11 protein-coding genes are annotated in these 12,523 nt (G+C 36.8%); 5 read left to right on the top strand and 6 right to left on the bottom strand.

Annotated elements, in window-relative coordinates; all coding sequences use genetic code 11:
• Positions 1-86: 86 nt before the first annotated feature.
• From MKZ17_RS01175 to MKZ17_RS01165, 3 genes are all read right to left on the bottom strand, one after another.
• Positions 87-1,667: an amidohydrolase gene (locus MKZ17_RS01175; protein WP_340721997.1), complete on the bottom strand. Its 1,581-nt coding sequence runs from the start codon at positions 1,665-1,667 to the stop codon at positions 87-89.
• Positions 1,668-1,685: 18 nt separating this feature from the next.
• Positions 1,686-2,156, bottom strand: a complete 471-nt coding sequence (locus MKZ17_RS01170; RefSeq protein ID WP_340721996.1) for a fructose-2,6-bisphosphatase — start codon at positions 2,154-2,156, stop codon at positions 1,686-1,688.
• A gap of 114 nt (positions 2,157-2,270) precedes the next feature.
• Positions 2,271-2,840, bottom strand: a complete 570-nt coding sequence (locus MKZ17_RS01165; protein WP_340721995.1) for a hypothetical protein — start codon at positions 2,838-2,840, stop codon at positions 2,271-2,273.
• Positions 2,841-3,395: 555 nt separating this feature from the next.
• Here MKZ17_RS01165 and MKZ17_RS01160 point away from each other — a divergent pair.
• The 4 genes from MKZ17_RS01160 (at position 3,396) to MKZ17_RS01145 (ending at position 8,174) form a co-directional block, all read left to right on the top strand.
• Complete coding sequence (locus MKZ17_RS01160; protein ID WP_340721994.1) at positions 3,396-5,138, top strand: ABC transporter ATP-binding protein; 1,743 nt, start codon at positions 3,396-3,398, stop codon at positions 5,136-5,138.
• Positions 5,135-6,871: an ABC transporter ATP-binding protein gene (locus tag MKZ17_RS01155; protein WP_340721993.1), complete on the top strand. Its 1,737-nt coding sequence runs from the start codon at positions 5,135-5,137 to the stop codon at positions 6,869-6,871. Before MKZ17_RS01160 ends, MKZ17_RS01155 begins: the two co-directional genes overlap by 4 nt.
• Before the next feature lie 140 nt (positions 6,872-7,011).
• Entirely contained in the window at positions 7,012-7,329 is a 318-nt protein-coding gene (locus tag MKZ17_RS01150) for a hypothetical protein (RefSeq protein ID WP_340721992.1), read from the top strand.
• Positions 7,330-7,340: 11 nt separating this feature from the next.
• Complete coding sequence (locus MKZ17_RS01145) at positions 7,341-8,174, top strand: IS3 family transposase (protein ID WP_340721991.1); 834 nt, start codon at positions 7,341-7,343, stop codon at positions 8,172-8,174.
• Positions 8,175-8,299: 125 nt separating this feature from the next.
• Here the strand turns inward: MKZ17_RS01145 and MKZ17_RS01140 are convergent, their stop codons facing one another.
• Complete coding sequence (locus MKZ17_RS01140) at positions 8,300-10,498, bottom strand: MMPL family transporter (RefSeq protein WP_340721990.1); 2,199 nt, start codon at positions 10,496-10,498, stop codon at positions 8,300-8,302.
• 132 nt (positions 10,499-10,630) lie between these two features.
• Here MKZ17_RS01140 and MKZ17_RS01135 point away from each other — a divergent pair, with 132 nt between their 5' ends.
• Positions 10,631-11,494: a MerR family transcriptional regulator gene (locus tag MKZ17_RS01135; protein ID WP_340721989.1), complete on the top strand. Its 864-nt coding sequence runs from the start codon at positions 10,631-10,633 to the stop codon at positions 11,492-11,494.
• A 29-nt stretch (positions 11,495-11,523) separates the two neighbouring features.
• On the opposite strand, the gene MKZ17_RS01130 is transcribed toward MKZ17_RS01135, so the two are convergent.
• A complete protein-coding gene (locus tag MKZ17_RS01130) occupies positions 11,524-12,108 on the bottom strand; it encodes a CueP family metal-binding protein (protein WP_340721988.1) in 585 nt (194 codons plus the stop codon).
• Positions 12,109-12,233: 125 nt separating this feature from the next.
• Positions 12,234-12,449 (bottom strand): hypothetical protein, encoded by a 216-nt coding sequence (locus MKZ17_RS01125; RefSeq protein ID WP_340721987.1) that lies wholly within the window; start codon positions 12,447-12,449, stop codon positions 12,234-12,236.
• Positions 12,450-12,523: the final 74 nt, after the last annotated feature.

The following is a 12,523-nucleotide window of genomic DNA, read 5'->3' as shown; positions in this document are numbered from 1 at the left end:
TCTGTTTACTTGGTATTTATTCCTTTTTCTATTGATCTTCCTAAAGTAAAAAAGAATCACCATTAATTTGTGATTCTTTTTAATAGTTATTTTCTTTCAAAGACAATTTTTCCTGCTACAACAGTTTTTAGCACCTTTGCTTGAAGCATTTGCTCTGAAGTTCCTTGTAATAAATCCTGATCAAAAATAGAAAAATCCGCATCAAATCCTGCCTTAATTAAACCGCGTTCATGCTCCTTACAGATAGCCTGTGCACTCCCGACAGTATACATCCTTATTGCTTCAAAGCGAGTTAGCTTTTCCGATTGGATATAGCCATCATGCGTCGCATTGCTTTTTTTGCGCTCTACTGCAGCATAAATATTTTGTAATGGACTTATTGCTTCAATCGGGGCATCTGTTCCCGCCGCGCACATTAGTCCTTCATCCATGAATGTTTTCCATGCATACAAATATCCGCTACGATTCTCACCTAACTTTTCGAGTACCCATGGGAAATCTGATGGTACAAACGCTGGTTGTAAATCTAATATGACTGGTAGCTTTTTAATACGTTCTAATTGAGTTTCCGTCACTAAGCAACAGTGAATTAGTCGATCGCGCTTCCCTTCTGGGACAGGGTATTTTTCTATACAATTTAGCACTTGCTCTACACCTGCATCTCCAATTAAATGGATGGCAACTGCTTCATTATACTTTCTTGCGAGTTGAACCAGTTGTTCCATCTGTTCATTTGAATGTATTAACATTCCATAATTACCCTCTTCATTTGCATAAGGTTCGAGAAGCGCTGCTGTTGAACCACCATATGATCCGTCTGCAAAAATCTTCATTGCCCCCGGTTCTACAAACGGGCCTTCAAAATGTGCTTCCTGCTCCATCATTTCTTTAAACACATGGTGATGACGGAGTAAGTTAACCCGGAAGTTTTGCTTTTCTCCGATGACACGGTTGTATGTCGATAGCGGAAGTGAGTATGCACCAAAATAACTCATTTCCTCGGTATGGCCACCTGTTAACCCATGACTTAGCATGTCTTCCACTGCCAACGTTAATGATTTCTCAAGTAATTGAATGTATTCTTCACTTTCTTTATTTAGGGCAGAAGCCACTAACTCCGTTGCCTGTTCATAAAGTAAGCCATTTAAATCGCCATTTGGATCTCGCCCTATTTTTCCACCTTCTGGATCTATCGTATCATTCGTAACATTTCCTATAGCTAGCGCAGCCGAATTGACTAACACGACATGGTGACAAACACGATTTAATAAAATTGGATTCGTTGATTGTGCGTCCAATTCATTTCTCGTCGGAATACGACTATCGGTGAATTGATTTTCATTCCAACCTTCGCCAATTAGCCACTCACCAGGCTTTAACGTAGCAGCTACTTCTCCCACAACGCGAAGTAATTCATCTGCGCTTTTTACAGTTGTCAAATCTAATCTTTGTAGCTTTGCCCCATGTCCAATCATATGTAAATGACTATCTACAAAGCCTGGATACATCGTTGCTCCTTGTAAATCGATAATTTCTTCTGCAAGCGGCTGAAGCTCTTCAAATGAGCCAACCGCTTGAATTTTCCCGTTATTTACAAGAACCGCGTTTACTGTTTCCATTTCATTTTCCATCGTATAAATTGTACCGTTCGTCCATAATTGTGTCATCGTCTAGTATCCCCTTTGCTACATATCAAATTTCTCACGAGAATATGGTTCTCCGATATCCATATGGTCTAAAATAGATTCATATGAGCCTTTATGAATGAACGTTATTTCTTTAATTTCTGGCATATTTTCAAAATAAGAACGAGCTAATGTTTCAACAAACATGGCAGCACCTGCTGAACCTTGGATCGTATACACATCGTCCCCTAAATTTAATACTAAACTCGTATCATTATTTTCCAATGTATAATCTAGCAATACAACATCATGTTCATTTACTTTTGAATAGATAAACGGTACTAAATCTGACTTGCCGTCATATGTCTCTTCAAAAGGCATTGTATACTCAGCATTGGCATCAGATTTATATAAAATAATAGTCTCTTCTTTTGCATTCCCTTCAGTTGTTGGGGAAGGATTTTCTTCTGTAGTCCCGCAAGCAGCAAGGGTCATCACACTTAATAAAACGAATAGCAGTAATTTTTTCATTCAAATCAGCTCCTTTTATTATGTTAATCTAACGATACCGAATCAGGCGCAAGATTTCAAATTATCAAACAAAAAGTCTTCCCTCTACAAAAAGTAAATGGAAGACTTTAAGATTTATTTAATATAGCTTTGAATTTCTGTGATAATTTCTTCTAGCTCACGGTTAGTTGTTTGAACACGTATAAATTCGCCTTCTAATGCATTAAATTCTTCTAAAAAGCGCTGGCGTAATGCCTCATCATTTAATTGATCATCTAAAAATCCGCGGCCACGAGCATCTAATCGAAGCTGGCGTTCTCCTTCTTCTACATCCAAATAAAAAATATAATCTGGTTGACGGATAGAATACAAATCTGTTTCATATTCATAGCGTACATTTACGCCTTTCGCACGATGGGATACAACTGTGTCAATAAAATGACGGATACAATAAATATTGTTATCATGCTCGGCCATTTTTTGATTAATGACTTCAGTTAAATGAACATTCGATGCTAAATAATATAAATAATGTGCCGTCGGTGATTGATGGAATAACTTTTCATCGATATCATGGCGATTTGATGAAAACGGGTATGGTGGTGATTTTAATAATGAAGAACCTGCGTCTTCACAATGTAATTGGTCAGCAACAGTGCTTGTCCCACTACCATCTAAACCTGTAATAACTACTAATTTCCCCACTTTAGTTCATCTCCTTTTAATCCACAAAAATGTACCATATTTTTAGATATCAGTAAATATTGGCAAAGATCGACCCCGAGCTTCTCAGCAATAATAATTTAACCAGAATATAAAATATTTTCAAAAAACATTGACAACAATAATTCACTCCACTAATATTAAGGAACACTAAATAAATTAAAAATGTAAAGGAGGCTTTGAATATGATGAACGTAATTTTAAAAAAACCCATTCAATCAAAAACAACATCATATTATCCTTGCCTAGATACTTTTTTAATTTATGCACATGCGCGTGATTAAAAATTGAGCTCAGGTATGGATGTACCTGTGCCCTTTTTCGTTATGACACCTTTTCGAAAAATCGGATGGGTGTCTTTTTTTTGGTCGATATGTAGAAATTTCCATATTCGACATTAAAAAACACCGTATTTTAGTGGATAACTAATTAGGAGGGCTTGAATATGTTAAATTTCATGCAACGAAAACTATTAAGAAACGATCGATACGATGATGGGTAGTAAACGCAACACAAAGAGAGAAAGAAGGTTGATTTATGTTTAATGTATTTGTGAAATTAAAATGGTTTTTTAAAGAGTATCGAAAACAATATACGATTGCGATTACGCTGCTCATGATTGCCAGCATTATTGAAGTGTTACCGCCATGGATTCTTGGTGAAGCCATCGATGTAATGACAAACGGTGACATGACAAGTAGTCAACTTTGGAAGTATGTTGGATTCATCCTTATAGCAGCAATTAGCAGCTATGTACTTAACTTCTTCTGGCAATATCAATTATTTGGCGGTTCGATAGCACTCGACCGAATTTTACGAAAAAAATTAATGCACCAATTTTTGAAAATGACACCGACGTTTTATGAAAAAAATCGTACAGGTGACTTAATGGCAAAAGCGACAAATGATTTAAACTCTGTGACATTAACAGCCGGTTTTGGGATTATGACTTTAATTGACTCAACGGTTTTTATGGCACTGATCATTTTAGCGATGGGATTCTTCATCTCATGGAAACTCACATTTTTTGCAATGCTCCCTATCCCGATTATGGCCATTATCATTCAATATTTAGGTAAAATTGTGCATGAACGCTATATGACAGCGCAGAACGCCTTTGGTGAAATGAACGATAGCGTGCTTGAATCGATTGCAGGTACACGCGTAATTCGCGCCTATGTACAGGAGAAAAAAGATGAAGACCGCTTCGAAGGTATGAGTGAAAACATCTTCGCAAAAAACATGCAAGTCGCCTATATTAACGGTTTATTTATGCCGATTACGAAAATCGGAACAGGTATTTGTTATGTGATTGCACTTGGTTACGGGGCTTTCCTTGTTTCAAATAATGAATTAACGGTTGGGCAGCTTGTATCCTTTAATGTGTATTTAGGTTTAGCGATATGGCCAATGTTCGCAATTGGTGAATTAATCAATGTCATGCAACAAGGTAGTGCCTCACTCGACCGTGTTCAGGAAACATTAGAATATGAAGCTGATGTTCAAAATCCTGCTTCTCCAACAAAACATACTATTCCAAATTCAATTGGGTTTTCAGAGTTCACGTTCCAATACCCTCTGTCTCAAATGAAAAACTTACAGCAGATTTCACTTAATCTGCAAAAAGGGCAAACACTTGGGATCGTTGGGAAAACGGGCGCCGGGAAAACAACATTCATTCGTCAATTATTACGAGAATACCCACTTGGCAATGGACAAATTGTAATTAATGATACAGACCTTGCCCAAATGACGAAGGAGCAAATATTAGACTGGATTGGTTATGTACCACAGGATCATACACTGTTTTCAAGAACCATCCGTGAAAATATTTTATTTGGTAAAGAGGACGCAACTACAGCAGATATTGAGGAAGCAATACGCCTTGCCTACTTCGAAAAAGATTTAAAAAATTTACCACTTGGGATTGAAACACTTGTTGGTGAAAAAGGAGTTTCTCTATCAGGTGGGCAAAAGCAACGTGTATCGATTGCACGTGCCCTTATAAAAGATCCAGAAATTTTAATTTTAGATGACTCGCTATCTGCAGTCGATGCAAAAACAGAATCAAAAATTATCGAAAACATACAAACTGAGCGTGCTGGGAAAACAACAATTATCTCTACTCACCGCTTATCTGGTATTCAACATGCCGATGAAATTATCGTATTAGATGACGGCTTCATTGTCGAACGTGGTACCCATGAAGAGCTTCTCCACTTAGGTGGTTGGTACAAAGAGCAATTTGACCGCCAGCAACTAGAGGAGGTGAGCGAATGAGTACATCTAAACGACTGTATTTATACGCTTTAAAATTTAAAAAACCGATATTAATTGGTTTATTTTTATTAACACTTGGTGTTGCGACCGATATCGCAGGACCGTTTATAGCAAAATATATTATCGACCATTACATGACGCCAGGCAATTTACAGGTTGAGCCAATTGCGATACTACTAGCAATCTTCTTCCTGCTTTCAGTTTTAACTGCGGTATTTCGTTATTTAATGAATATATACTTACAGCGCGGGGCCAACCATGTCATTCAGCAACTGCGTAAAGATGTATTCGGACATATCCAAACATTACCCATCGAATACTTCGATAATTTGCCAGCCGGGAAAATTGTAGCCCGTGTCACAAACGATACTGAAGCCATTCGTAACTTATACGTTACTGTTCTTTCTCAATTTGCGAATAGCTTCATCACAATTGGCGGCGTATATATTGCATTGTTTATTTTGAATTGGAAGATGGCTTTATTTGCATTAATATTAATGCCCATCGTTTATTTATGGATGATTTTATACCGTAAGTATGCGTCCCAATACAATCATGTCATTCGTACAAAAATCGCCGACATTAACGCGATGATAAATGAATCCATCAATGGAATGACAATTATTCAAGCATTCCGACGCGAAGATCAGATGAAGCATGAATTTGACGAGCTGAATAATGAGCATTATGACTATAATCGTAAATTGCTTATTTTAGATTCTGCGACGTCACATAACTTAGTTAACATTTTACGATTAGGGATGTTTGGTGTATTTGTATTTTACTTTGGTACACAGTCCATGACATTACCAGAAGCTGTATCAGCAGGTACTTTGTACGCCTTCGTTGATTATATTACGAGACTTTTCAACCCGATTACAAACTTAGTGAACCAGTTCTCACAGCTGGAACGTTCACTTGTTGCAGGATCACGTGTATTTGAGTTACTAGATCAAACAGGTGAAAAAGTAAGTGAAGAGCGTGTTTCACGCTATAAAGGGAATGTTGTATTTGATCATGTTTCTTTTGCTTATAAGAACGACGAATACGTATTAAAAAACATTAACTTTGAAGCAAAACAAGGTGAAACCGTTGCGCTCGTTGGTCATACTGGCTCTGGGAAAAGCTCGATTATGAATTTACTATTCCGCTTCTATGACCCTCAAAAAGGACGTATTATCATTGATGGTCAGGACATTACAAAGCTTTCTCGCCAAGCAATTCGCGAACATATGGGTATTGTTTTACAAGATCCTTACCTATTTACAGGGACAATTGCAACAAATGTCAGCTTAAATGATGCACGTATTTCAAGAGAGGCAGTCGAAAAAGCATTAGAAGCAGTTGGGGGAGACCGTGTATTAGCGAAATTTGAAAACGGAATCGATGAACCAGTCATTGAAAAAGGTAGTACCCTATCCTCTGGTCAGCGCCAATTAATTTCGTTTGCACGTGCATTAGCCTTTGACCCAGCAATCTTGATTTTAGACGAAGCTACATCAAATATAGATTCAGAAACAGAGGAAATCATTCAGCATGCGATGGATGTATTAAAGCAAGGTCGTACAACATTTATTATTGCCCACCGACTATCTACTATTAAAAATGCAGATAAAATTTTAGTTTTAGATCGTGGCGAAATTGTTGAACAAGGAACACACGATGAACTTGTTGCTCTTGGCGGCAAATATGAATTAATGTACAGATTACAATCTGGTGCCTTGCATCAATAGAAAACGAGGCAGGAACAAAACAAAAATACAATTTTTCTCTGCGGAGAAAAGGACTAACCTAATTTTATAAGACAACATAAAACACCACTAAAATGGGTATGTATGTAATACATGCTTAATCATTTTGGAGGTGTTTTTTTATGACAAGAGTAAGTTATTCTTCAGATATTAAATGGTCGGTTATAAAAGATAAATTAGCAGGTAAATTAACGACAAAAGAAATTTTGGCGAAATATAACATTAAACATCGCTCTCAAATTAATACATGGATGCGGTGGTACAAAAATAATGAACTTTACCGATTCGATCAACCTGTAGGCAAGCAGTACAGTTATGGACAAGGGCCTGAAGGGAAAAGCGAACAAGAAATGAAAGACCGCAAAATGATGCATCTAGAAATGGAAAATGAAATCCTAAAAAAGTTTTTGACCATCAAAAAGGAGTTGAACGGCAAGTAATTTTACAAACTGTGGAGAATCTGCGTAAGAAATATACAGTCACATGTATTTTAAAGGTGCTAGGGATTCCTCGTGCAACCTATTATCGTTGGATGAAAGAAGGAATCCGAGGATTTTCAGCCATTGAAACAGTACTGATTGAGCTATGTAAAAAAACGAAATATCGTTACGGTCATCGTAAGATAAGATATTTACTTCAAAAAGAATATGGTTATCAATTGAATCGCAATACGGTACAAAAGCTGATGCAAAAGCACAACCTACAATGTCGGGTGAAAAAGAAACGAAAATTTAAAATAGACCAAGGGCCAGAAATCATTGCCCCTAATTTATTAGCACGCTGTTTTACAGCTACGGCACCCAATGAAAAGTGGGTAACAGATATAACGTACATTCAATATGGTTCTACAACGATGTATTTGGCAACGATTTTAGATTTGTTTAACAATGAGATTGTCGCATATAAATTATATGACCATCAACAAACACCACTTGTGATGGATGTGTTAAAGGCGGCTTTAGAAGAAAGAAATTATCCAAAAGGAATCCTTGTCCATTCAGACCAAGGAAGTGTGTATACATCGTATGCCTATCAAAATTTTTTAGAGGAAATGAATTGTCGAGCAAGTATGTCACGACGAGGAAACTGTTGGGATAATGCGGTGATTGAGTCATTTCATTCACATATCAAAAGCGAAGCATTTTTACGTGTGAAAGTTCATTCACTAACAAACGAAGAAACGAAATTACGTGTAGCAGCATACATGTGCGAGTATAATCAAGAACGTATACAAGAAAAATTAGGCTACTTAACTCCCCTTGAATATGGAAAGCAAGTAGCTTAATTAGGTGTTTTATGTGTGTCTCAAATGACTAGGTCAGTTCAAAAAATTGTATTTTTTAATGCGCGTAAATTGGTTTCCGTTATTCAAATTTTGCAAAATACAAATGCTTGCTTCTTATGTCCCTCTTAGTGTACTTTTTTATTTGGCCAATAAGACCATTTACCAAACGCTGTAATAATTGCAGGTACTAAAAGTGGTCGTACGATAAATGTATCGAGCAATACGCCAACAGCAGTAACGATACCAAACTGTACCAATAACTGAATCGGTAATGTCGCTAATACTAAAAAAGTACCCGCTAAAATTAAACCAGCTGATGTAATAACAGCCCCCGTAGAAGCAATACCGCCAGCAATGGCCTCTTTATGTGCAATACCGCGCTTACGATTTTTCCAAATATCTGAAATCATAAAGATGTTGTAATCATTTCCTAATGCGATAATAAATACGAAGCTATAAAGTGGAATCGCACTTGCCATCGCCTCATGTCCTAGACCGTAATGAATAATTAACCACCCTGCTCCAAGTGCTGAGAAGAAAGAAATAACAACTGTTACCATTAGTTGAATCGATGTCACAACTGCCCGTAGATATACTAACAGGACAATAAAGATAATTACGATCATTACGGGTTGAATTAATTTTTCATCACCTAACTGAACAACCTTCTTATCTAACTGTGCACTCGTTTCCCCACCAATCCAAAACGCTGCATTATCTACATTTTGAGCGGCTAATAGTTCCTTCATATCTTCTTTCATTTGTTCTACATCATCCATAGCCTCGTTCGAATATGGATTCTTTTCTAAATCAACTTCATAAAGCTGAATGTTTGGATCTGTTTGGCCTGTTCGCATTTCTTTTACAAGCGAAATGTACGGAAGCTCTTTCAGCTGCTCTTCTAGCTGAATATCCTGCCCTCTTGTATCGACTAATACTTGAACTGGCGCAAGCTCACCAGCTGTGAAATTTTCTTCAATTATTTTAAAACCTTCACGAGAAGGCATATCTTCCGGAAATGAAGATAGTAGATCATAATTATATTTAATATTTGTCGAAGTTAATGCAAGCCCTATTAAAATGGCACCTGCTACAACAATTACTAGCCAAGGCTTTGAAGTTACAAAGTCACCGATTGCTCGCATAAAACGGTGATTTTGTTTTGGTTCTTTATATACTTTGTTTTTCTTCTCTGCACGCTCTTTTGCTAGCTTCTCTGTTCGAGGAATGAATGGCCAAAATGCTGTTCGGCCTAAAATTGCTAATACAGCTGGCAACAATGTCACCACAGCAAATCCTGTAATTAATACTCCAAAGCTAAATGGAACAGCAAAGCGTTGGAAAGCTCCATAATCTGCTAAAGCAAGTGTTGCTAAACCTATAACTACCGTTAAGCCACTCATTACAATAGCTCCTATTGATTCGCGAACAGCTTTTGCCAGTGCAATAAACTTATCGGATTCCTCCAATAATTTATCACGGTAGCGCGTAATTAAAAATAAACAGTAATCCGTTCCTGCACCAAATAATAGTACAATCATAATGGAGACTGCTTGTGCATCTTTATCAATCCAACCGTTTTCTGCCATCGCTCCAAGCAAAGGACTTACAACTAAATACGCGATACTTACGACAACTAAAGGAATTATTGCTAAAATCGGGGAACGATATATAACTAATAAAATAACTAATATTATAATAACCGTAGCAATCATTAATTGTACGTCTGCTGATTTAAATAAATCTGTTGCATCTACCGAAATTCCAACAGGTCCAGAAAAACGGGCATGTAACCCTTCACTCTCTAGGTCAGTATCAAATGGATTTTCACCAAACTGTGCATCGGTTTTTTCTCGTAAAATAGCCAAGCTTTCTTTTAATGTTTCAGTATTTTTATCAGGCGAAAAGAAAATTGGTGTCACAATTGCAGACCCATTTTCAGAAAGTGAACTCATCAAAGCTTGAACAGGCATTTCATGAAATGGTGGAATCGTTTGCTGACCATCTAGTGGCTGTTCAACTAATTGCTTATATAATTGCTGAATATTTGTTAAATCTCCTTCAGTCAGCCCTGACTCTTTATACCACGTGATAAGTAGAGGTATTCCACTATCAGAAGCAAATTGTTCTTCAATAATTTTTCCTGCCTCTACGGACATATAGGTTTCAGGAATTTCTTCTCCTGCGAAGTTTTCAACACTATTAATTTGTGGAAACATTAAAGCAAAAACAATGGCAAATATTATCCATAATGTGGCGACTACCCATCTAGAATTTTTGCCACCCATTAGTTGCCCCCATCTTTCTAAAGGATGATTATTCATCTTTTTTCCTCCTGGAATATTTTCTTCAAAACATTATACAAACATTATACAAAAACACAAAAACATTTGACAAGTAATTTATTATTCGTTTGAATAGTAATAATAATTGTTTTATTAGGAGGTGCTATAAAATTGAAGCCAACAACTTACTCTATTCAACAAGTTTCGGAAATAACAGGTCTTTCAAAACAAGTTATCCGGAAATGGGAAGATCGCTACCATATTATCCAACCACAAAGATTAGACAATGGTTACCGTATCTACACGGATAACGAAATAAAAATTTTACAACAACTTATTAAGCTAACAAATACCGGAATGACAATTAAACAAGCAATCAACAATTATTTAGAACAAAGGACTTCCTCACAGATCAACCCAATTTTTCAATTTCGGGAAGCACTTATTCAAGCCGGAACGAATGCAAACGAACATGAAATTCTTCACATTCTCGAACAAGCACACCATAAATTCGGTGTTGAAAAAATGATAAGCCAAATTGTCATCCCCTTTTTACATGAAGTAGGTCGACTTTGGTGTGAAAAAGTTTGGGGAGAATATCAAGAAGCAATTAGCAGTCAAACAGTGCGAGATTTTTTAAGTAATGTAAGACGCCGCTTTTTTGTCGCAGAGGACGCCCCTCTTGTTATAGGAAGTTGTCTACCTGGAGAAAGACATGAAATTCCTATGCAAATATTGCTTATTCAGTGCATGCTTAGAGGCTATCGGACAATAATGCTCGGTCCATCACCTGCGGAAAGCGCGATTGAATCTGCCGTACAACTAAAAGGACCCGATATCGTCCTGTTAACAGGCTCGACAGAAATCGCCTTTACCGAACACCTAGAGAACATACAGACTCTTGAAAAATTCGCTTTAGAACATCCCCATATTTCCTTTTTCATCGGTGGGGCTGGCTCAGAAAGCTATTACGATCAACTTCAATTACACGCAATTAAGCTATCACGAACAATTCAGGATATATTACCTGACTAAAAAAGGTTGCCCCGTAGCGAGGCAGCCTTTTATAATAATCGTAACGTTGTAACGCATGTCCCATCTTCGTCAAAGGTTGCCAGATCCCCTTCAACCTTCTTACCGTCATATTCCATTTGAATAATGAACGCTTCATTTCGTGGCAACCACAGATCAATAAAACCATTTTCTAACGTTGTAAGCTTTTCATCGACAATAATTTCACCTTTCTCATTTTCGATAAATACATCAATTTCTTGCCCGACCAATTCCCCTTGGCAGCCTGTTAAGCTATGATCTTTACAAGGATGTGTTTCGTTTATGTACGGTGCAATTGACACGAAAAATTCATCTTCTGGCAAGTCATATACTGTTTCATTATTTTTAATATCTGTAACAATTAACTGTCTTGATGTTATAGATGCTTTTTCATCCGTTTGTTTGTTAGCACTATAACTTTCTACCAATTCTTTAATATTATCCGTTTGCCCTTGTGTAACGACCGGTTCATTTATTTCATTTGTCGTTTCGCCCACTACAGTCACTGCAGAATCTTCAACTTTCTTATTTTCTTCTCCACATGCGGCTAAAACACCTGTAATTAATAAACACATTGCAAATAACTTCCACTTCATTTTCCATCATCCTTATCTTTTTACTATTATTGTAATCTAATCATTACTCAAAATTGTGAAGAAAATAAGGATTTTAGTATAATTAAATACCGTGCCAGAAAATCATTCTCCCGGCACGTTCTTCATTATTCTGGTCGATTTTTACGTTCACTGCCCGATGTCTCCTTAGTTTTACTTTTATTTTTTTCATCCTTTACTTTATCGTTTAATTCCTCAACCGGTATTGGATCAACAAATTTCATTTGCTCATCTCGGTCAAAAATGCTTTCTTTATCCGTATTGAGCAAATCTGGATTGTCCATTTTTTTATATTGATTATTTTCTTTATTTTCTTCTTTCATAGTGAAATAGCCTCCCTCTATCGTTCTAGTTATACTATTCCCAAAACTAAGGAAAAATAGTCATTATTTTTAAG

Source organism: Solibacillus sp. FSL R7-0682, assembly GCF_038005985.1.
GTDB lineage: Bacteria > Bacillota > Bacilli > Bacillales_A > Planococcaceae > Solibacillus.
Note: the sequence above shows the minus strand (reverse complement) of the source record. Positions and strands in the feature narration are given on the sequence as shown.